This window comes from Sulfurospirillum deleyianum DSM 6946 (genome assembly GCF_000024885.1).
Lineage (GTDB): Bacteria > Campylobacterota > Campylobacteria > Campylobacterales > Sulfurospirillaceae > Sulfurospirillum > Sulfurospirillum deleyianum.
This window is the reverse complement of record NC_013512.1, coordinates 1912204-1934326: the sequence shown is the minus strand read 5'-3', so window position 1 is coordinate 1934326 and position 22123 is coordinate 1912204. Positions and strand designations below refer to the sequence as shown.

Here is a 22123-nt window from a genome sequence, read left to right as displayed (position 1 = left end):
TATCTCCTTTTTAATCGTGTTAAAGTTATAATATATCTTTACATGTAAAAGCTCTATTAAGGTAAATGATGAAAACGATTTTATTTGATTTAGATGGAACACTGATTGATTCCACTGACGCCATTGTGGAGAGTTTTGGCGTGGCGTATGAGACATTTGGACGCATAGTTCCTGAAGAAGAGGCAATTAAAAAGCTGATTGGGCATCCTTTGGATGTCATGTTTATGCGTTTGGGTATTGCTAGTATGGAAGCGAATGATTATGTAGCGGCGTATAAAGAGCATTATCGCTTAATTTCACGTCAAAAAACCACTTTGCTTCCTTTGGCTCGTGAGGCGATTGAACAGGCCTCTCGCATCGCAACCCTTGGTATTGTGACCACAAAGACCGCACGTTATTCTGAAGAACTTTTGGAACATATGGGGGTCATGCACTATTTTCAAGTTTTGATTGGTAGAGAATCAGTGACGTATCCAAAACCCCATCCTGAGCCTATTCAAAAGGCATTACAAACGCTTGGTAAAGAGGCTTCTTTGGCGTGGATGATTGGGGATACTCCTATGGATTTAATTGCAGCCAAAGAGGCGGGTGTTGAGGGAATTGGTGTGTTATGTGGGTACAGTACCCATGCTGAGTTGTTGGCGCATACCCGCTATGTGGTACGTGATGCTTTGGATGCCGTGAAATTGGTGGCAAAAATAGGTTGAAATTGTTAAAATTTTATTAAACGATTGAGGCTTAAGTTTCATTTATGAGTTATTAAGAAAATGCTATGTAGAATCAGAATGTCATCAGTTTACACGTAGAAAACAAAATAAATTAAACTAATAAAAAGGGGATTTTAATGGCTAAAGTCATGAAAACAATGGATGGTAACGAAGCTGCTGCGTATGCATCGTATGCTTTTACAGAAGTGGCAGGTATCTATCCAATTACACCTTCTTCACCTATGGCGGATTTTACGGATATTTGGGCTTCACAAGGTAAAAAAAATCTTTTTGGTATGCCTGTTAAAGTGGTTGAAATGCAAAGTGAGGGTGGTGCTGCTGGAACGGTGCATGGATCATTGCAAGCAGGAGCACTCACAACAACGTATACTGCTTCACAGGGCTTGCTACTTAAAATCCCGAATATGTACAAAATGGCAGGTGGCTTACTTCCAAGTGTTATCCATGTCGCTGCTCGTACTCTTGCAACCCATGCGCTTTCTATTTTTGGAGACCATCAAGATGTTTATGCCGCACGTCAAACAGGCTATGCCATGCTCTCAAGCGGTTCTGTACAGCAAGTCATGGATTTAGCAGGTGTGGCACACTTAGCGGCCATTAAAGGGCGTGTTCCTTTTATGCACTTTTTTGATGGTTTTAGAACATCACATGAAATTCAAAAAATTGAAGTGATGGATTATGCGGTTTTTGAGAGATTATTGGACAAAGAAGCAGTTCAGCGTTTTCGTGATGAAGCGTTAAATCCTGAATCACCTAAAACACGTGGTACCGCTCAAAATGACGATATCTACTTCCAAGGTAGAGAAGCACAAAACAAATTTTACGATGCCTTACCTGATATTGTAGCCCACTATATGGCTGAAATCTCTAAAGAGACAGGACGTGAATATAAACCTTTTACTTATTATGGTGCACAAGATGCGGATAGAATCATTGTGGCAATGGGTTCTGTTACGGAGTGTTTAAAAGAGACCATTGATTATTTAATGAGTCAGGGTGAAAAAGTAGGTTTGATTACACCACATCTTTACCGCCCATTTAGTATTAAGTATCTTATGGATGTTATGCCAGAATCGGTTAAAAAAATTGCTGTTTTAGATAGAACCAAAGAGGCAGGCTCTATTGGTGAACCATTGTATCTTGATATGAGAGCAGCATTCTACGGTCACAAAAATGCGCCTATTATTGTGGGTGGACGTTATGGTCTCTCTTCAAAAGACGTTGATCCAGCGCAAATGTTGGCTGTGTTTGAAAACCTCAAATTGGCTGAACCTAAAAATGATTTTACTGTAGGTATCGTGGATGATGTCACCTTTAAATCTCTTGATGTTAAAGAGAAGATGAGTTTGGGTGAACCTGAGACAAAAGAGTGTTTATTTTATGGATTGGGTGCTGATGGTACGGTTGGTGCCAATAAAAGTTCGATTAAAATCATTGGTGATGAGACAGATATGTATGCGCAAGCTTATTTTGCGTATGACTCCAAAAAATCAGGTGGTTTTACCCGTTCACATCTTCGTTTTGGAAAACATCCGATTCGTTCAACCTACCTTGTATCTAACCCACATTTTGTCGCCTGTTCAGTAGCTGCATATCTTGAATTGTATGACGTCATTGATGGTATCAGAGAAAATGGTACCTTCTTGCTTAATTCAATTTGGGATGCGGATGAGACGATTAAGCGAATTCCAAACAAAGTCAAACGTATTTTAGCTATGAAAAAAGTCAAATTTTACATTATTAATGCGACAAAATTAGCACGTGATATTGGTTTAGGAAATCGAAGCAATACCATTATGCAATCTGCTTTTTTCAAGCTTGCCGAAATTATTGATTTTGAAAAAGCGCAAGAGTTTATGAAAAAGCAAGCGTATAAAACGTATCACAAAAAAGGTGAACACATTGTTGAGCTTAACTACAAAGCGATTGATGTGGGAGCCAATGGTTTAGTAAAAGTCGATGTGGATCCATCTTGGGCTCATTTGGTTGATGAGGTCAAAGTTCAGCAAGAAGTCAAATACAAAGGTACCCCATTTGTTGAAGCCATCGCAAAACCAGTCAATGCTGCACGTGGAGATAGCTTACCTGTTTCTGTTTTCAAAGGCTACGAAGATGGTACATTTGAACATGGCACCACAGAGTATGAAAAACGTGGTGTTGGTGTTATGGTTCCAAAATGGATTGAAGAGAATTGTATTCAATGTAATCAATGTGCGTTTGTGTGCCCACACGCTGTTATTCGTCCATTTCTTATTAATGATGCAGAGTTTGCAGCAGCACCTGAGGGTGTTAAAACGCATGCGCTTGATGCAAAAGGTAAAGAGCTAAAAGGCTTAAAGTATAAAATCCAAGTCTCTTCATTAGATTGTACAGGATGTGATCTTTGTGCAGAGGCATGCCCTACGAAAGAGAAATCTTTGGTGATGGTTCCATTGCAAGAGAGTATTGATGCTGGAGAGCAAATTAACGCAGATTACCTCTTCAAAAAAGTGACCTATAAAGATGATATTCTCTCTAAAAATACCGTCAAGGGTGCTTTATTTGCACAACCACTTTTTGAGTTCCACGCAGCATGTCCAGGATGTGGTGAAACACCTTATATCACACTTGCTACACGTCTTTTTGGCGATAGCATGATGATTGCCAATGCAACAGGTTGTTCTTCTATTTATGGTGGTTCAGCGCCTTCAACACCGTACCGTAAAAACGACAAAGGATTTGGTCCTGCATGGGCGAACTCACTGTTTGAAGACAATGCAGAGTTTGGTTTGGGTATGCATGTCGCCAATGAGACAATTCGTCATCGTATTCACACTGTCATGGAAGCTTCTTTAGACAAAGCACCTAATGCCATTGCTGCACTCTATAAAGATTGGATTGAGTTTAGAGATGACAGAGTAAAATCTGCTGAAATTCGTGATCTTTTAGTTCCTCTTTTACAAGCGAATCCAAGTGCTGCAGGTGCGGACATTATTTTAAGCCTCAAACAGTACATTGCGAAAAAATCACAATGGATTTTTGGTGGAGATGGTTGGGCGTATGACATTGGTTATGGCGGATTAGATCATGTTATTGCCAGCGGTGAGGATGTTAACATTTTGGTACTCGATACAGAGGTTTACTCGAACACAGGTGGTCAGAGTTCTAAATCATCTCGTGCAGGTTCTATCGCTCAATTTACAGCAGCGGGTAAACCGAGTCAGAAAAAAGATTTGGGGTATATTGCGATGACGTATGGTAACGTTTTTGTTGCACAGATTAACTCAAATGCCTCTGCAGCGCAAACCATTAAAGCCTTTGAAGCAGCCGAAGCGTATCCTGGAGTCTCACTGATTATTGCTTACTCACCATGTATTGCCCATGGTATTAAAGGGGGATTAAGCAAATCAGGAAATCAAGGAGAACTTGCAACCAAGTGTGGTTACTGGCCAATTTATACCTATGACCCACGTTTGGCAGAAAAAGGTGAAAATCCAGTTAAGATTACAGGAAAAGAGCCTGATTGGTCATTGTATGATGACTTCTTGATGAATGAGGTACGTTACGCATCGCTTAAAAAGTCAAATCCAGAACATGCACAAGAACTGTTTGACCACAATAAAAAAGATGCACAACGCAGATGGAGACAGTTAAATCGTCTTGCAAGTTCAGATTTTTCAAATGAAGTAGAAGAGGCGTAAAAACCTCTTAATTTATCTAAGGAGCAAAAGCCTTTTTTGCTCCTTTCTCTTCTTTTTTCTGACGTTTTTTATTTCATTTTTTACCCTTTTTTTCTCAGCGTATTTTAATTCTTTTCCCTATAAAATCTATTCAGAGTTGTGACATTTTTGTGATAAAATCAACTTTATAAAATCTTCTAGGAGGCGTTATATGTTTCAAAAATCTCTTCTACGTAAGCGTTGGATGGCACTGGTTTTTTCATGGCTTTTTGTTCCTGCATTGATGGCAGCAGATGCGTTTAGCTTAGCGCCTTTACCCTATGGATATGATGCCTTAGAGCCCGTGATTGATAAAGAGACCATGCAGATCCATCATGGTAAACATCATCAAGCGTATGTTTCAAATCTTAATGCGCAAGTCGCAACGTATCCTGAATTGAAAGGGATGAGTGTGGAGCAAATAATGGCATCAATTTCCAAATACAATGCAGCGGTGAGAAATAACGGTGGTGGACACTATAACCATGCACTTTTTTGGAAACTCATGGCGCCTGTGGGAAAAGGCGGTACGCCATCAGCTTCACTTTCTAAAGCGATTGAGCGTGATTTTGGAAGTTTAGAGAAGATGAAAGAGGCGTTTGAAAAAGCAGGAGCGACTCGTTTTGGCTCAGGTTGGGCGTGGGTTATCGTTACCGCAGATAAAAAATTAGCAGTGACATCAACACCCAATCAGGACAATCCTCTCATGGACGTCACAGAAGCGAAGGGAATGCCAATCTTAGCGGCAGATGTCTGGGAACATGCGTATTATCTTAAGTATCAAAATAAACGAGCAGATTATTTGAAAAATTGGTGGAGTGTGGTGAATTGGAATGAGGTCAATGCACGTTTTGATGCGGCAATGAAGTAGTTAAAACGCTTTACATGTAAGGAGTTAATCCTTACATGTAAAAGAGTTATTTTTGAAATTCAGCGGCAACTTGTGCGTTGGATTTGACAACGTCACCACTTCCATGAATAATGTGTGGAATACAGCTCGTACACGTATGAATCTCTTCGCCACCTTTCATCGCTTTGATAAAAACAGCATTACTGTTCTCTTCACTTGTGCGCATACAGACGTTGCAGATTTGAATGTTATTGATTTCCATGAGAACTCCTTGTTAAATTTGGCGTATTATAATGAAAAAAAGCGCCAAAAAGATTGAGTTATATCAAGGATTAGAATTTGTAAAGCCAATCCCCTTTTTGAGAATCAGAAAAAGGAAACTGCCCTTGAAACTCCTCTTGACTAAAGCGAAAGCGAAACTCTTCTGTATAGGTCATCAAAAGGCGATAGGCTTCATGAATCTCTTGAAATTTCTCTCCTGCTTCACCCGAGGCGTCGGGATGGTGCTGTTTACAGAGTTCAAGGTAGCATTCTCGAATCTCTTTTTTACCCATCCCCGAAATAATGCCTAAGGTTTCTAAGGCTTTTTGAAAGGTTTCGTAGTGCATGGTTAGAAGGTTAAGATTTTTTCTGCTTCAATGCTCCACTCGGTGAGCATTCCCATCGTACCTTTGATGTTTTCATCAAAATAGGGTTGGTTTTTATGAATGCCACAGCGTGTCATACAGGTTCCACACACGCCCAAAGCAATCCCATCCATAAAGAGTTCTTTGAGCATAGCAACCAAATCATAATCGTAAAAATCAGGCTTTTGGGTTGCTTCACGTGCCATATCCACGGCATCGCTCATCAAAAAGATTTTTACTTTTTCACCTTTTACATGTAAAGATTTTGCAAGGCGCAGAGCATTGTAGGTTTTATCGCCTCCATCGTAAGGTTGGTTGTTGAAAATAAAAAGTATCATAGAATTCCTTTATGCAAATTATTTTTGAAAATTATAATCTTTATTTTGTAATTCTCGATTAAAACATAAGATTACTTAGAGAAAGAAGACAAGGCTTATCATCGCATCAATCCCAATATCCACAGGCTCTTTGCCAATTTGTTTGGCACTACTTTTTACTTCATCAATCATTTGGGTTAAGAGCACTTCAAAGTTAAAATTTGAGGCATCCAAAAGGCTTTCTCGTTTGGTTCTCAGTGAGGGAAGATTTTGAACTAAATCCCATGAAAGAGGCTCCCCTTTAAGAAGTTTTTGGTGCAATTCGATTTGCCAATTATTTTGCCATGTGGTAAAAAGGTAGTTGCCATTGGTGTCTTTAGCGGTTTTTATTTTCCAACGAATCACTTCAAGATAGTAGTAGAGTTTTTTAAATTCCTCTTCTTTGTAACTCAGCGTCGTGACTTGATGTCCTTCGCCGATTTTGTAACTCTCCCAAAGCAATTTATGCAATCCCAAAATAAGAAAATCATTGCGTTCAGGGATTGTAGGATTTTTATCAAAAGCCAGACGCAAATAATCATCATAAGTTTTGAGCAAAACACCATTGTAATGCATCCGAATCGTGTTTTTAGCGTATTTGATTTCATGAAAAATATAGGGTTGTGAGGCTTTGTTAAAGGCTTTTGGATTGCGAATATCGAGTTTTTCTTTGTAAGTATAGAGGTAGTGGGTGATTTTTTTATAATCATGTGTCAGGTTGGTCGCACCGCGGGATTGGAGTAGTTCACTGACTTTTTCCTGAGGTGGGGTTCCACAACCAACAACAAAAAAGAGAAGGAAGAGCATCAAGCTTTTAATCATGGTGTAAAAAATCCTTTCCCTTTTTAAGCTGTTCTTTAATGATACTCAAGCTCTCCTTAAGCGCTTCGCGTTTGCTGGCATCTCCTTCGTGTTTGAGGGCTTCTTTCAAGGAGAGATAGTGTTGTTCTAGTTTCCCCATCAAGTGTCTAATCTCTTCGTTGGTCTGTTTTTGTTCTTCAGATGCAGGGCTAATACCTAAGAGTTTTTTAAGGGTATAAATAAATTTTTTTTGGCTCACAAACTGCTCCTTTGGTCGTTTTCATGTGCTAACGTCATGGCTTCGTTTTCGTTTAAAATCAGTGCCTCTCGTCTTGCTTTTAACCCTTTTTCTTCATGGACAAAGAGCAGTTGCGCTGCTTTTGTCAGCTCCGTTGCGATGGTATACGCATAGGTGGTATCGTTCATTAAAGAGGTTGCCATGGTGGAGGTAATTTTTTGGGTACGTATGAGTGTATCAAGCGATTTATTGGAGGCTATGTCATATTTTTGTATATCTACCTGCAATTTACTCAATAGTAAAATCGCCACATCCTCTTCCGTCGTGGTAAAGAGTGTTTGTATAGTACGCAAATGGTTGATAAGATTTTTTCGAATGGTGTTGTATTCGTTTTTAATGTCCAGATTGCTCGATTCTAGGTATTTGAGCATATTTTTTTGCATATGTTTAGCGGCTTTAAAGGCTTCTACCATACGCAATGAAGCATTTTTAATCACAATAAAATCCGTTTTATACTCCTCAGAAAATGTGCCTTGTGCGGTGATGGCAAAGGTGATAATTTTGCCATAAAGGGTTTTAATAGTGTGTTCATAGTACGCATCCAAATCAACAGGAATCGCTTTGCTACGCAGGGCAATAATCTCGTCATTATCCATGCCTGAGTTTATATCGTTTTTAGTGATACTCAGTGATTGGGTGATACTTTCTAGAATATTTTGATAGAGGTGTTTACTCTCTTTCATTAAAACGGTGTGTGCACTCAGTGGAAAATCAAGTGCACTTTCATCCAAATAGAGCACATCGTCTTGGGCGGGTGTCGTGCTTTTAGAGGGTTTTAAAAGGGTGTTGAGTAGGAGGACTAAGGGTGAAATCCATGGAAAAAGAAGCACAATTCCTAAGCAGTTAAAGAATGTATGAAATAACGCCAATTTCAAGGCATAATCATCCGCTAAAATCCCTAAAATCGCTGCGGTTTTATCGACGATTGCCATAAAAGGGTGCATCAAAGAAAGGGTTACAAGTGCGGTAAAAAGGTTAAAAAACAGATGGGCAAGGGCAAACTTTTTCCCCTCGATATTTGCCGTAAGTGCGCCTAAAAGAGCGGTAATCGTTGTTCCAACATTTGAGCCAATCGCAAGGGCTAGAGCATTTTCATAACTAATTTGTGCGGCGGAGAGTGCTGTGAGCAGAAGCACTAAAGTTGCATGGGAAGATTGCATAATGACTGTTACAATCACGCCCATAAGGGTAAAGAGCAAAAGTCCACGCCATCCCTCTAGGGTAAAACGTGTCAGATCAATCTCTCCTCTAAACGCTTCAAATCCCTCTTTCATATAGGCAATGCCTAAAAAAAGAAAGCCAATGCCCACAAGGAGATAGCCTAGATATTTGGTCTGCTTTTCGTTGTAAAACATAAGCATCGTACCAAAAACAAGCAAAGGCATCGCATAGATGGCGATATCGACTTTAACGCCTAATCCCGCAATGAGCCATGCCCCTGTGGTTGTTCCTAAATTCGCACCAAAGATAATTCCAATGCCATCTGCTAAAGAGATAAGTCCCGCACTGATGAAGGAGATGGAAAGGATGGAAACCAAAGAGCTTGATTGCATAATACTCGTTGTGAGGATGCCAAAAAAAAGAGCTTTTAAGCGGGTGTTGGTCAGTGTGTGTAAAATGCGCTCTAAAAAGCCTCCCGCAAAATTGCGAAAGCTCTCTTCAAGGCAAAACATTCCAAATAAAAAAAGAGCAATGCCTGAGCTAATAAGGAGCAGTATATCACTTTTGGTAAAGGCATACGCAAGAATAGCCATCATCACAATAAGACCAATGTGCTTCACGCAACTCCTTTACATGTAAGGATGAAGAGGCAAAATATTGTACACTTTTTTTGCTATAATCCGTGAAAAAAAAGGATTGAAAATGCCACTATTAGATAGTTTCTGTGTCGATCACGTCAAAATGCCTGCCCCTGCTGTGCGTCTTGCTAAAACGATGAAAACACCTAAAGGGGATGACATCAGCGTCTTTGATTTGCGTTTTTGCAAACCCAACCAAGAGATTCTTCCTGAAAAAGGAATTCATACCCTAGAGCATCTTTTTGCAGGCTTTATGCGTTCTCATCTCAATGGCGATGGGGTTGAGATTATTGATATTTCACCGATGGGATGTCGTACAGGATTTTATATGAGTCTCATTGGCACACCCGCTCCTCAAAGAGTCGTTGAGGCATGGAGAGCGTCGATGGAAGATATTTTACATGTAAAGAGTGAATCAGATATTCCTGAGCTTAATATTTATCAATGTGGCACGTATCAGATGCACTCGTTAAAAGAAGCCCACGAAATTGCTTCAAATATCTTAGCCAAAGGGATTGGGGTGATGGATAATGAGGCGTTAAAACTAGACCTTAATCGTCTTCACGTTTAGTTTAAGAGGCTCTAAGAACTTTTTAACTACAATCTAATTTTTAAGATTCAATTTGAATAAAGGTGTGAAGAATGGAGCGTTTAGTTTCACGGTATAAGGAGAGCAATTTAATTGTTCTTATTTTGATGGGAATGGTGCTAGGCGTAGTTATAGCGCTTATTTCTCCGAGTGCTGCGATGGCAGTGTCTATTTTGGGTAAATTGTTTGTTGGTGCGCTTAAAGCGGTCGCACCCGTGCTGGTTTTGGTATTGGTTTCAACGGCGATTGCTACGAAAGAGGTGGGTGCGCAAACCAATATTAAACCCATTATCGCTTTGTATGCGATAGGAACGTTTTTGGCAGCGTTAAGCGCTGTTGTAGTGAGTTTTTCCTTTCCTGTCAGTTTGGTCTTGGTCAATCCAGAAGCAGGATTAACGCCACCACAAAGCATTGTAGGCGTTATTAAAGGGTTTGTGGTCAGCATGGTTGATAATCCAATTAATGCATTGCTTAAGGGTAATTATATTGGTGTTTTGACGTGGGCAGTGGCGGGAGGTATTGCGCTGCATCATTCGAGCAAAGAGACGAAAAAAGTTTTAAAAGATGTCAGCGATGCGATGACTAAAATTGTTCAAGGTGTCATTGCTTTAGCCCCTTTTGGTATTTTAGGTTTAGTGGCTGAAACCTTTGCAGAAACGGGTTTTAACGCTTTGTTAGGGTATGGAAAACTCTTAGTGCTTTTAGTGGGCACCATGTTGTTTGTGGCGTTGGTTATCAATCCTTTATTGGTCTTCTTTAAAACCAAGAGCAATCCGTATCCTTTAATTTTTACCTGTTTAAAAGAGAGCGGTGTCACAGCATTTTTTACCAGAAGTTCTGCGGCAAATATTCCTGTTAATATGGCATTGTGTAAGAAATTGGGACTCCATGAAGATACGTACTCTATCTCGATTCCTTTAGGGGCAACTGCCAATATGGCAGGTGCGGCGGTTACCATTACCATTTTAACCCTAGCAACGGTCAATACCTTAGGTATTTCAGTGGATTTACCCACAGCACTTCTTTTAAGTCTGCTTGCGAGTGTTTCTGCTGCTGGTGTTTCAGGCGTTGCGGGTGGCTCACTTCTTTTGATTCCTTTGGCGTGTGGTTTGTTTGGCATTAGCGATGAGGTTGCGATGCAAGTGGTTGCGGTTGGTTTCTTAATTGGTGTCATTCAAGATTCCACCGAAACAGCGCTGAACAGCTCAACAGATGTGGTTTTTACCGCTGCATGTTCCAATGAGCCGATTAAACTCTAAGCGTTACATGTAAATGAGTTTGGCGAGACATTGGGGGCAAAAAACTCCAATTTCTTGCCAAATCCTAAAGTATTGTCCGTAAATTTTAAATACGTTATGTGAATGCTCCAAAGCGTTGGATTGAGCGCTAGGGCATAAGGAAAGCGTTTAAGATAAACTCTTTTTTCTTCCGCAGTGGCTTCTTTAAAAATCCCCGTAAATTGAACTCCTTGAATTTTCCCTATGATGTTTGTTTCTAAAGCGATAACTCCTGCCACGGTTTCGTTTGCTAGGGCTTCTTTGCCATGACGTGTCTTTTGCGTATCGGTGGCAATAATTAATATAGGCTCATTTTCTATAAACGCGTAAAAACACGAAGCGCAATAGGGTTGATTGTTGGCGGATGTGGCTAGGCTTAAGAGATGGTGTTTTTTGATAAAAGTACGGATACGAGAATCGAGCAAGATAGTCCTTTTTACATGTAAAGGTAAAGAGTTAATGTAGGGTTGTAAACTCATTTTCATCCAGCGTAATGCTTTTGCGCCACGCTTCGATTTTGAGGTCATTTTCTAAAATATGCTCCACCAACCACTTTTGAGAGATAAATTTCATCTTCTCTTGCAGGCCTTCCATACTTTTTTCCTCTTTGAGGATGGTATTCATCCCTTCAATAATACTTTGATGCATCTTTTGATGTTTAGGGAAGAGTGGATAATGAAGGCTTTGCATATACGCCTCTTCTTCTTTAAAATGGCTTGCCATATAGTCATAAAATGCTTTAAAAAGTTTAGAGAGTTCTGCTTTGGTGGAGGTTGCAGGGTCAAGTGCATGTACTGCATTGGCGAGTTTGAAAAGCTCTTGATGTTGGGTATCAAGCGTCTCATGGCGTAAAGAGAAACGTTCACTCCACTCTAAAATCATTGGGTATCCCCTTGAAACTATTTTGTGTCTATTTTAGCATGGTTTTCTTGTTTTCCAGCAAGGTTTTGTTAACGAAAATGCAGTAGAATGTCACACATATTTATGAAGGAATGACCATGACTCTACTGCGATTAACACCTCTTTTGTTTCTCCTCCCCTTTTTGTTTGTGGGATGTACACAACAAACAAAACCAACTAAAAAGGCGACTCAGGTGAGTGTGGGTACCTATACCGTAGCAACACAAAGTCTCACACTGGAGCAAGAACTCTCAGGGCGAACCAAAGCCTCTAAAAGTGCGGAAATTCGACCACAAATCAGTGGTATTATTAAAGAGAGACTCTTCAAAGAGGGTGATTTTGTGAAACAAGGTGCGGTGTTGTACGCCATTGATGATGCGAGTTATTATGCTACTTATGAAGAGGCAAAAGCCACACTTGCAAACGCTGAGGCGAGTGTGCAAAGCAGTCGTTTAAAATATGAGCGTTACCAAGAGTTGGTCAAAATAGAAGGTGTCTCCAAACAAGATATGGAAGATGCAAAAACGTCTTACCTTCAAGCAGTTGCAAATGTAGAAGCGAAAAAAGCGGCTTTACAAAGCGCTCGTATTAATTTAGACTATACCAAAATCAAAGCACCCATTAGTGGACGTATTGGTATTTCAAGCGTGACGGAGGGTGCTTTGGTGACGGCAAATCAAACCACGGCACTCGCAACGATTCGAGCACTTGATCCTGTGTTTGTCGATATCACCCAATCCAGCACGCAACTCTTAAAACTGCGTGCTTTATTGGCACAACACGGTGTGAGCAAAGGTAACACGAAGCTCTCTTTAAAACTCGAAGATGGCACGCTCTATGCGCACAAAGGGGTGTTACAGTTTCAAGAAGTATCTGTCGATGAAGGCACAGGCTCTGTGACCCTTCGTGCGATTTTCCCTAATCCTGATGGCATCTTATTGCCAGGGATGTATGTGCGAAGCATCGTGGAAGAGGCGGTGTTAGAAAAGGCTATCTTAGTACCACAACAAGGAATTTCTCGTGATCCTAAAGGCAATGCGACCGCAATGGTTGTAAACGCTGAGAATAAAATCGAAACACGAAAAGTGCAAACGCAAAGAGCGATTGGCGATAAGTGGTTGATTCAATCAGGTTTAAATGTTGGGGATCGTTTGGTTGTCGAGGGAGTCAATAAGGTGCGAACGGGGGCAAGTGTTACCGTGGTAGATGTCACCCAAAGCTTAGGTAAAGCACAATGATCGCTCACTTTTTTATCCATAGACCCATTTTTGCGTGGGTTATTTCCATTGTTATTATGCTCACAGGCGTAGGGTCTATCTTAACGTTGCCTGTGGAACAATACCCTGATATTGCACCTCCTTCTATTCGTATTGATACAACCTATACAGGTGCTTCAGCGCAAACGGTTGAGAATAGCGTGGTGCAGATTATTGAACAGCAACTCACGGGATTGGATGGGCTTTTATACTTCTCTTCTAGCAGTAGTTCTGCGGGTACGGCACGCATTGATGTGACGTTTGAAAAAGGAACGGATGCCGATACAGCGCAAGTTCAAGTGCAAAATAAAGTCGCACAAATCACCACCCGTTTACCCAAAGCGGTTCAAGATGAGGGTGTGCGTGTCACCAAAGCACAGAGTGACTTTTTGATGATTTTTGCTTTATACGATAAGAGTAACACCCGTACATCGGTGGATGTTGCCGATTATCTTTTAAGTACTATGCAAGATCCCATTGCTAGGCTTGAGGGCGTAGGAACAGTACAAGTCTTTGGTGCGCAGTATGCGATGCGTATCTGGTTAGACCCGTATAAATTGGCTTCGTATGGTTTGATGCCTTCTGATATTAGCAGTGCGATTAGCAATCAAAATGTGCAAGTTTCCGCAGGAAGCATTGGGGCACTGCCTAGTGCATCTGATCAGCAACTTAATGCAACTGTGACAGCAAAATCACAGTATCAAACGCCAGAACAGTTTGAAAATATCATTGTTAAAAGTGATAGCAATGGTGCGATTGTGCGATTGCGTGATGTGGCACGGGTTGAATTGGGGAGTGAGAGTTATAAAAATGTGACCCGACTCAATGGCTATCCAGCCGCAGGTCTTGCCGTGATGTTAGCCCCAAGTGCCAATGCACTTTCAACGGCGGATCGTGTCAAATCAACGATTGCTAAAATGAAACCCAATATGCCTGAGGGATACGAAGTTGCCTATCCTCGTGATAGTACACAATTTATTCGTATTTCCATTGAAGAGGTCGTTAAAACCCTTTTTGAGGCGATTCTTTTAGTCGTTGTGGTCATGTTTGTTTTCTTGCAAAACTGGAGAGCAACACTCATTCCTGCGATTGCAGTACCTGTTGTTCTTTTGGGAACGTTTGGGGTGTTAGAGATTTTTGGTTACTCCATTAATACGCTGACCATGTTTGGTATCGTGCTTTCTATTGGACTTTTGGTAGATGATGCGATTGTTGTCGTGGAAAATGTAGAGCGTATTATGCGTGAAGAGAAATGCTCTGCGATGGAAGCCACCGAAAAATCTATGAAAGAGATAACCAGTGCACTGATCGGTATTGCCACGGTTCTCTCAGCCGTTTTTCTTCCAATGGCATTTTTTAGCGGTTCTACGGGAGTTATTTACCGTCAATTTTCGATTACGATTGTCTCTTCGATGGTGCTTTCTGTCATTGTGGCATTGACCTTGACACCAGCGCTGTGTGCCTCGTTACTCAAACCGCATGAAGCAGTACCGCACAAAGGTTTTTTTGGCTGGTTTAACCGTATGTTTGACACTTCTATTGAGCGTTATAAAATGAGCGTGGGAGGAGTTATCGCAAAGCCTATTCGTTGGATGATGGTTTATGGTGTCATTACGGCGGCAATGGCATTTTTAATCTTACGCCTTCCTTCTGGATTTTTACCCGATGAAGATCAAGGGAATATTATGGTTCAGATGAACTTACCTGAGGGTGCTTCCTTTAAACGTACGGATGCTGTCGCGAAAGAAATAGAGCGTTATTTTCTAGGGCAAGAGAGCAATAATACCGAAGCCATTTTTACCATTTCAGGATTTAACTTCAGTGGTAGCGGTCAAAATGCGGGTATGGCATTTGTTGCCTTAAGCGATTGGGATGAAAGAAAAGGCATTGCCAATCGTTCCGATATGATTGCGTCTCGTGCAACCCAAAATTTCTCCAAGATACGTGATGCTCAGGTCTATTCACTCAATCCTCCTTCCATTCGGGGGTTAGGACAGAGTAATGGATTTACCTTTCAGCTTCAAGGCTTAGCAGGGACGGATAGAGAGACTCTTAAAACGCTTAAAGATAGTTTTGTCAATTCGGTACGGGAGGAGAGCCTTTTTACCTCGGTGCGTTTAGGTAGTTTGGGTGAGACACCACAATTACATGTAAAGATTGATGAAGATAAAGCAGTGGCATTAGGGCTTTCCCTCTCTGAGATTGATAATACACTCAGTTTTGCGTGGGCAGGAAAGTATGTCAATGACTTTGTCGATCGGGGTCGGGTGAAGAAAGTGTACGTGCAAGGTGATGCGCCGTTTCGCTCAAAGCCTGAGGATTTGGATCTGTGGTATGTGCAAAATAAAGACAATGTCATGACGCCTTTTTCTGCTTTTGCAACGACGTATTGGAGTTATGGAGCACAAAGTCTTACACGTTATAACGGCTTAGCCTCCTATGAAATTCAAGGTGCCGCAGCGCATGGCATTAGTTCAGGCGTGGCGATGGATAGGATGGAGGAACTTCAAGAAGCCTTACCTTTAGGAACCAGTTTTGCGTGGAGTGGGCTTTCGTATCAAGAGCGATTATCCAGTGGTCAAACGATGAAGCTTTATGCCCTTTCGATATTGGTGGTCTTTTTATGTTTGGCGGCATTGTATGAGAGTTGGTCAGTTCCTTTTTCAGTCCTTTTGGTCATTCCTTTGGGTATTTTTGGTTCTGTTTTAGCAGCGTATGTGCGAGAGTTGAACAACGATGTCTATTTTCAAGTTGCTCTTCTTACAACCATAGGACTCTCTTCTAAAAATGCCATTTTGATTGTGGAGTTTGCGGAGATGGCGTATACCCAAGGTAAAGGATTGGTGGAAGCGGCGATTGAAGGAGCGAAGCTTAGACTTCGACCTATTTTGATGACTTCTTTGGCATTTATCGCAGGGGTCCTGCCTTTGGCACTTTCCAGTGGTGCGGGGGCAAACAGTCGTATTTCCATTGGTACGGGAATTATTGGAGGAACACTTAGTGCGACCTTTTTAGCGATTTTTCTCGTACCTCTTTTCTTTGTGTTGGTACGGGGACTTTTTCCTAAACGTAGCCATCATGCAACCATGATGGGGGAGGTGTGAGATGCAAAAATACAGTATGGTTTTAATCCCACTCCTTTTTGCGGGATGTATGAGTATGGCACCAGAATATATACGTCCCAATGCGCCTATCCCTTCAAGCTTTGATGTGAATACGTCAGTGCAAAAAAGCACGCTTCAGGATTTGGCATGGGAAGCGTTTGTGCGTGAGCCTTCTTTACAAGCGGTGGTTGCACAGGCGTTAGAAAATAGCCGAAATCTCAAAAAAGCAGTCGCCAATATAGAGATGGCACGAGCGACGTACCGTGTCAGTAAAAGTGCGCAGTTTCCAAGCATTGACGCTTCTGCCACAGGTTCAAAAGCTCGTACTATTTCAGGAGAGAGTACAGCGATTTCGGAGAGTTCCTCCGCAACCGTGGGGTTAAGCAGTTATGAGTTGGATTTTTTTGGCAAAGTGAAAAGCCAAAGTGAAGCCTCCTTACAAACCTACAAAGGGGTAGAAGAGGCCGAAAAAACGGTACGCATAGCCCTTATTGCCGAGACGATGAATGCGTGGCTGAATTACGCTGCTGATAAAACGCTCTTAACTTTGGCAGAGCAAACCAAAGAGAGTGCTAAGCGCTCGTTAGACGTGGTGCAAAAACGGGTGGATTTGGGCGTGGATACTAAAGTCTCCCTTTTTAATGCCCAAAGTGTTTACGAACAAGCCAGAGCGGATGTGGCAAACTACACGACTCAGGTGGCACAAGATAGAAGTGCCTTAGAGCTTTTAGTGGGCGCAAAAGTAGCGGATGTTCATTTGCCAAAAGGCTTAGAAGAGGGCGCTCACGCATGGCTTTTGGATGTTCCCGTGGGACTCTCTTCAGGGGTATTGTTGAACCGTCCTGATGTTAAAGAAGCAGAGTATAACCTCAAATCTGCCAATGCCAACATCGGTGTGGCACGAGCGGCGTATTTTCCTTCCATTACATTAACCACCAAAGGGGGTGTGGGAACCAACACTTTAACAGGGCTTTTTGATGGAGGAACGTCTAAAATTTGGTCGTTTGCTCCTACCGTGACGCTTCCGATTTTTGATATGGGAGAGCGGGATGCGAATCTGGAGTATGCCAAAGCCAAAAGAGAGCTTTATCTAGCGAGTTATGAAGCCACCATACAAACGGCGTTTAGTGAGGTGCAAAGCGCACTTTCACGTCGCTCAACCATTTTTGAGCAGTATGAGGCTCAGAAAGCTTTGGTGGAAGCCAATGCAAAGAGTTACGCCATTTATGACGCACGCTATCAACAAGGGGTCGATACGTATCTAAATACGCTTCTTTCTCAGCGTTCGTTTTATAGTTCACAAAAAACGCTTATTAATGTCAGGCTTGAAGAACTTGCCAATCGTGTGACCCTGTATCGTGTTTTAGGCGGTGGAATCGAGCAAAAAAGCGAATAATTCTTTTTACATGTAAAGTCATTGGGCTTTACATGTAAACCTTCTGCACACAAAATCTACATCCTTTTTGTTACGAAGTTGTTATAATGTTTTCATACAATCCTCGTATGAAAAGGAAGCGAGATGTCAGTCAATAAAGTTTATGTGCTCGATACCAACATAATCTTGCACAACACCAATTTTATCAAAGAGCTGTGCGATGGTGGCAACAACATCATTGTTATTCCAGAGACGGTGCTTATCGAGCTGGAGGATTTTAAAAAGAACTTTAGTGAGCTAGGCTATCAAGCCCGAAGTTTTGCGAGAATGCTTGCCTCATGTGCCGTAGAAGAGGTCGATAGCGGGGAGCTTTTCCGTGTGGTCAAGATGCGTTATGATGATGACATCGCCATTCACCTCTTCTCTAAAACCCTCTACACCTCCGACATTGACTCTCAGTTTATCAACGAATCCAACGATAAACGCATTTTAGAGGTTGCTTCAGGAGCACAAACCTACTACCCAGATTACAAAGTCATTTTTCTCTCTTTGGATGTGTATGCCCGTATGTTTGGGCTTTTTTACAATGTCACGGTGGAGTCCTTAAGAGAAGATAGAAGCGATGTGCCTGAGTTTGAGTTTGTCAAACAACTCCCCATGGACTCAGCTCTCTTTAACACCCTGGATAAAAAACTTATCAGCGAATTTGACCCTGAGCATAAGAGTGGTAACTACTGTTATGAGTTTGTCAGTCCTGATGGCAACAGCGCTCATGCGATTATCTCGCCTGCTGGGATTATTTATATGCTGAATGAAGAGCTGGATTTTAGAGGTTTGGAGGTTAAACCTATCAACCTTAAGCAGAAGTTTTTTATGAAGGCACTGCTTTCAAACATGTATGATATTCATGTCATTGACGCAAGGGCTGGAAGTGGAAAAACCTTGATGGCATTTGTGGCGGCGATGCGCTTAGTCAGCAAAGGCAGTTACGAAAAAATTGTCTATGTACGCAACTCCATTGAAAGTGTCGATAAGGGTGCGGATGTAGGGTATCTCTCAGGCAACGATGAGAAGTTTCGTATTTATAACATGGCACTTTATGACACCTTAGAGTTTATTGCCAAAAAGAAGATGAAAAAAAGGGAAAATACCCAAGAACCGCAAGTGGCGATTGAGAAGAAAGTGCAAGAGCTTATGAGCAAATACAACATTGAAAAGCTCTGGCCAGGCGAGGCAAGGGGTCGAACGCTTTCTAATGCCATTGTGATTTTAGATGAGTGGCAAAACAGCTCTAACAACACTACCCAGCTCATTTTATCAAGGCTGGATAACAACTGTAAAGCCATCGTCATTGGCTCAAACCGTCAAATTGACAACATGTACCTAAATCGTTTTAACAATGGTTTGACTTCGCTTTTGAAACAGACGAAAAAAGAGCAGACGCACATTTCTCTCTTTGCGATTGAACTGGACAAATCGGTGCGGGGTAAGTTTTCACACTTTGCCGATGATATTTTTGGGGAGAGTTTGAAAAACGCATGAGTGAGGTAAGCCACGAAGCAGAGGTGCTCTCGTTTCGATCTATTTTTATCTCCGATGTACATTTGGGTACACGCTTTTGCCAAGCCGAAGCGTTGTTGGAGTTTTTAAGACGCAATGAGTGTGAGCACCTCTTTTTAGTGGGGGATATTATTGATGGGTGGGCGATTAAGCGTAAGATGAAATGGGCGCAATCGCACTCCGATGTGATTCAAAAAGTGCTAAGAAAAGCTCGAAAAGGCACCAAAGTCACGTACATTACGGGCAATCACGATGATTTTTTACGCTCCTTTTTGCCTTTAGCACTGGGTGATTCCATTGAAATTAAAGATGAGTGTGCGTATGTGAGTCTTAAGAATGAGCGGTATTACATCACGCATGGGGATTTTTTTGACAGTGTGACCATGACCAAACGCTGGTTAGCCCTTTTGGGAGATGTTGGGTATGACATGCTTTTACATGTAAACCAAGTTTTAACGTGGTGTCGCAAAAAGCTTCGTTACCAAAGTCATTGGTCGCTCTCCAAGTATGTCAAAGACCATGTGAAAAGCTCGGTGTCGTTCATCACCGATTTTGAGTCGATTTTGAGTGAACATGCCAGACGCAACCACTACGATGGGGTGATTTGTGGGCATATTCATAAAGCGGAGATGCGAGAGATTGAGGGAATCAAGTACCTCAACTGTGGCGATTGGGTGGAGTCGTGCAGTGCGATTGTCGAGACCTATGAAGGGGAGTTTAAAATTATTTCATGTCTGGAACACTAAAGATTTCCCTCGCTCTCTCAGGCGGTGCAGCAAGGGGAGCGTTTCATTTAGGGGTCATTGCGGCGTGTGAGCGTCATGGCATTGAGATAGGCGCTATTTCAGGAACGAGCATTGGCGCAGTCATTGCCACAGGTGTGGGCTCAGGCGTGAGTGCGTTTGATATGATACGTCTCTTTAAGAGTGAGGCGTTTCGCAAGGTCATAGGGTTTAACTATTTTCAAAAAGGGCTTTTTCGCATTGACGAAAAAGCTTCTATTTTAAAAGAGATTTGCCCTATCTCTTCTTTGGAGGAGATGCGCATTCCCACGTTCATCAACTGCGTGGATTTGCACACGGGAGAGATTATGCGTTTTCATAAGGGTGATGCCATAAAACTTGCCATTGCCAGTTCTGCGCTCATTCCTCTTTTTCGCCCCATCGCCTATCACAAACACTTGCTGATTGATGGGGGATTTATGGATAATTTACCCATTTCACCGTTGTTAGACTACGCTTATCCCATCGTCAGTGTCAATCTTCACCCTTTACATGTAAAGGAGAAACACACCCTTATATCTATGATCAAACGCTCACTCTTTTTGCTCTTTATGGCATCTTCTTCGCTTCAAATTTCCAAGAGTGACCTTTACATTACTGATCCTAAACTCTCTTCGTTTGGATTGTTTACTTTTAGTGAACTCATGCGCTGTTTTGAGCTAGGATACGCAAGAGGGAGTGAATCTCTTTTGACTTTTATGGCGCAAAAAAGTATAATCTAGGGTTTTTATGAACGAAGGAAAGAGATGACTAGTAGAGATTATTTAACGCAAATGTTTGCGTTGCAACAAAAACTCAACGACGAGACCAATGGAATCGGTTGGGAAAATGGCTATACCAAAAATAACCGCATGATTAACTGGAAGCGATGTATTTACATGGAGTGCGCGGAGCTCATTGATAGTTTTAGTTGGAAACATTGGAAGAGCATTAACAAAGCGACAGACTGGGACAATGTAACGGTTGAGATTGTCGATATTTGGCATTTTGTGATGAGTTTGTTATTGGAAGATTATAAAACCAATGGCAAGGGTGATTTGGAAAAATTGGTGCATGATATTTTAGATGTACAAGGCTTTGAAGCCTTCACCAAAGAGCCACTTTCTCCCGCATCAGCTGATCCGATGGAGCTTATTAATGACATTGAGAGCATTATTCACGATATGACAGGCTTTGAAGTGGACTTTTTTGATGGGCTTTTAAGAGAGTATTTTGCGCTTTCTCGCAAATGTGGCATTAACCTCAAAATTTTGTATAAATTTTACGTGGCGAAAAATGTCCTGAATCAATTTAGACAAGACCACGGTTACAAAGAGGGTTACTATAAAAAAGTGTGGAATGGCAAAGAGGATAATGAAGTAATGCTTTCACTCCTTTCAGGCGAAAATGCACCGAGCATTGAGACACTCTATAAAAAACTTGAGGGTGCTTACGCTAAGGCATAAATAAAAAAGTAGGGGAAAACCCTACTTTTGATTGTAGACGATACTTCTGCTTTTGGGAGTTTCTAAAAACTCCACATGCGATACTTTGACTCCCAAACGACTCATTTTTTTCTGGATGATTTCCAAAAGCCATGTCGAGATATTTTCACTCGTAGGGACAAAATCGACGATAATATACCCTTCATACATTTCGATGAGATGCATCGCTTCATGCGCCACTTTGCTTAAATCAGGCGTTTGATAGCCTGCTTCGTGGCTTAGGAGATTTTGTTTATCCGCAAAGTGCGGTAAAAGCGTTTCAAAGAGTGGGTCATGGATGTCAATGATAAATTTGTGATCGAGCGTTGCGTCTAAAAATTGTTTGAACCAATTAAGATGGTGAAAGTCTGTGACCATACCGTTTTTAAGTTCATTACTCTGTAAATAAACGACAATTTTACCTTGATGTCCGTGCAGATGACGGCACGCTAAACAGCCTGTGAGGGAAAATTCGGAGTCGAGTTGTTGCGACCAGACACGATGTCCGTAACAAAAATCGAACTCTTTACTGATTTGCCATAACATAGATATACCTTAATATGTGATGCTTAAATGATACCTAAAAAGAGATATAAAGAAGATTTTTGACGTGCTTTTTAGTCTAAAAAGACTATGATAATAGGATAAAAAAATAAGAAGA

21 protein-coding genes are annotated in these 22123 nt (G+C 41.5%); 12 read left to right on the top strand and 9 right to left on the bottom strand.

From position 1 onward, the window contains the following. Window positions 1-68 precede the first annotated feature (68 nt). From SDEL_RS09610 to SDEL_RS09600, 3 genes are all read left to right on the top strand, one after another. Window positions 69-707 (top strand): HAD family hydrolase, encoded by a 639-nt coding sequence (locus SDEL_RS09610; RefSeq protein ID WP_012857662.1) that lies wholly within the window; start codon window positions 69-71, stop codon window positions 705-707. Between the two features lie 137 nt (window positions 708-844). Next, window positions 845-4408: a pyruvate:ferredoxin (flavodoxin) oxidoreductase gene (gene nifJ, locus SDEL_RS09605; protein ID WP_012857661.1), complete on the top strand. Its 3564-nt coding sequence runs from the start codon at window positions 845-847 to the stop codon at window positions 4406-4408. Window positions 4409-4598: 190 nt separating this feature from the next. Then, window positions 4599-5297 (top strand): superoxide dismutase, encoded by a 699-nt coding sequence (locus SDEL_RS09600; RefSeq protein WP_012857660.1) that lies wholly within the window; start codon window positions 4599-4601, stop codon window positions 5295-5297. Between the two features lie 46 nt (window positions 5298-5343). On the opposite strand, the gene SDEL_RS09595 is transcribed toward SDEL_RS09600, so the two are convergent. From SDEL_RS09595 to SDEL_RS09570, 6 genes are all read right to left on the bottom strand, one after another. Beyond that, window positions 5344-5538 (bottom strand): hypothetical protein, encoded by a 195-nt coding sequence (locus tag SDEL_RS09595; protein WP_012857659.1) that lies wholly within the window; start codon window positions 5536-5538, stop codon window positions 5344-5346. Window positions 5539-5608: 70 nt separating this feature from the next. Then, on the bottom strand, window positions 5609-5884 hold the full coding sequence (locus SDEL_RS09590) for a J domain-containing protein (protein WP_012857658.1): 276 nt from the start codon (window positions 5882-5884) through the stop codon (window positions 5609-5611). 2 nt (window positions 5885-5886) lie between these two features. Next, on the bottom strand, window positions 5887-6240 hold the full coding sequence (locus SDEL_RS09585; RefSeq protein ID WP_012857657.1) for a DsrE/DsrF/TusD sulfur relay family protein: 354 nt from the start codon (window positions 6238-6240) through the stop codon (window positions 5887-5889). A 75-nt stretch (window positions 6241-6315) separates the two neighbouring features. Continuing rightward, entirely contained in the window at window positions 6316-7080 is a 765-nt protein-coding gene (locus SDEL_RS09580; protein ID WP_012857656.1) for a hypothetical protein, read from the bottom strand. Further along, window positions 7073-7318, bottom strand: coding sequence for a hypothetical protein (locus SDEL_RS09575; RefSeq protein ID WP_012857655.1), 246 nt, complete (start codon window positions 7316-7318; stop codon window positions 7073-7075). The genes SDEL_RS09580 and SDEL_RS09575 overlap by 8 nt, the downstream gene beginning before the upstream one ends. Then, entirely contained in the window at window positions 7315-9138 is a 1824-nt protein-coding gene (locus SDEL_RS09570) for a Na/Pi cotransporter family protein (protein ID WP_012857654.1), read from the bottom strand. Before SDEL_RS09570 ends, SDEL_RS09575 begins: the two co-directional genes overlap by 4 nt. 82 nt (window positions 9139-9220) lie before the next feature. Here SDEL_RS09570 and luxS point away from each other — a divergent pair, with 82 nt between their 5' ends. Together luxS and sstT are read left to right on the top strand one after the other, a co-directional pair. Beyond that, window positions 9221-9727: an S-ribosylhomocysteine lyase gene (gene luxS, locus SDEL_RS09565; protein ID WP_012857653.1), complete on the top strand. Its 507-nt coding sequence runs from the start codon at window positions 9221-9223 to the stop codon at window positions 9725-9727. A gap of 71 nt (window positions 9728-9798) precedes the next feature. After that, entirely contained in the window at window positions 9799-11004 is a 1206-nt protein-coding gene (sstT, locus tag SDEL_RS09560; RefSeq protein ID WP_012857652.1) for a serine/threonine transporter SstT, read from the top strand. On the opposite strand, the gene SDEL_RS09555 is transcribed toward sstT, so the two are convergent. Next, window positions 11001-11507: a pyridoxamine 5'-phosphate oxidase family protein gene (locus SDEL_RS09555; RefSeq protein WP_223295818.1), complete on the bottom strand. Its 507-nt coding sequence runs from the start codon at window positions 11505-11507 to the stop codon at window positions 11001-11003. The two genes, sstT and SDEL_RS09555, sit on opposite strands and share 4 nt — an antisense overlap. Next, the gene (locus SDEL_RS09550) at window positions 11479-11904 is read right to left on the bottom strand and encodes a bacteriohemerythrin (protein WP_012857650.1); all 426 of its coding nucleotides are present in this window, start codon (window positions 11902-11904) and stop codon (window positions 11479-11481) included. Before SDEL_RS09550 ends, SDEL_RS09555 begins: the two co-directional genes overlap by 29 nt. A gap of 116 nt (window positions 11905-12020) precedes the next feature. On the opposite strand from SDEL_RS09550, the gene SDEL_RS09545 reads away from it, so the two are divergent. The 7 genes from SDEL_RS09545 (at window position 12021) to dut (ending at window position 21444) form a co-directional block, all read left to right on the top strand. Then, window positions 12021-13160, top strand: coding sequence for an efflux RND transporter periplasmic adaptor subunit (locus SDEL_RS09545; RefSeq protein WP_012857649.1), 1140 nt, complete (start codon window positions 12021-12023; stop codon window positions 13158-13160). Continuing rightward, entirely contained in the window at window positions 13157-16282 is a 3126-nt protein-coding gene (locus tag SDEL_RS09540) for an efflux RND transporter permease subunit (RefSeq protein WP_012857648.1), read from the top strand. The genes SDEL_RS09545 and SDEL_RS09540 overlap by 4 nt, the downstream gene beginning before the upstream one ends. A 1-nt stretch (window position 16283) precedes the next feature. Further along, window positions 16284-17678 carry an efflux transporter outer membrane subunit gene (locus SDEL_RS09535; protein ID WP_012857647.1) on the top strand — a complete coding sequence of 465 codons (1395 nt, stop codon included), beginning with the start codon at window positions 16284-16286 and terminating at the stop codon, window positions 17676-17678. Between the two features lie 123 nt (window positions 17679-17801). Continuing rightward, window positions 17802-19199 carry a PhoH family protein gene (locus SDEL_RS09530; protein WP_012857646.1) on the top strand — a complete coding sequence of 466 codons (1398 nt, stop codon included), beginning with the start codon at window positions 17802-17804 and terminating at the stop codon, window positions 19197-19199. Next, complete coding sequence (locus SDEL_RS09525; protein ID WP_012857645.1) at window positions 19196-19963, top strand: UDP-2,3-diacylglucosamine diphosphatase; 768 nt, start codon at window positions 19196-19198, stop codon at window positions 19961-19963. The genes SDEL_RS09530 and SDEL_RS09525 overlap by 4 nt, the downstream gene beginning before the upstream one ends. Beyond that, the gene (locus tag SDEL_RS09520) at window positions 19948-20721 is read left to right on the top strand and encodes a patatin-like phospholipase family protein (RefSeq protein ID WP_012857644.1); all 774 of its coding nucleotides are present in this window, start codon (window positions 19948-19950) and stop codon (window positions 20719-20721) included. The genes SDEL_RS09525 and SDEL_RS09520 overlap by 16 nt, the downstream gene beginning before the upstream one ends. A 24-nt stretch (window positions 20722-20745) precedes the next feature. Further along, window positions 20746-21444, top strand: a complete 699-nt coding sequence (gene dut, locus SDEL_RS09515) for a dUTPase (RefSeq protein WP_012857643.1) — start codon at window positions 20746-20748, stop codon at window positions 21442-21444. A 21-nt stretch (window positions 21445-21465) separates the two neighbouring features. Here dut and SDEL_RS09510 read toward each other — a convergent pair whose 3' ends face one another. Then, window positions 21466-22008 carry a 6-carboxytetrahydropterin synthase gene (locus SDEL_RS09510; RefSeq protein ID WP_012857642.1) on the bottom strand — a complete coding sequence of 181 codons (543 nt, stop codon included), beginning with the start codon at window positions 22006-22008 and terminating at the stop codon, window positions 21466-21468. Window positions 22009-22123 lie beyond the last annotated feature (115 nt).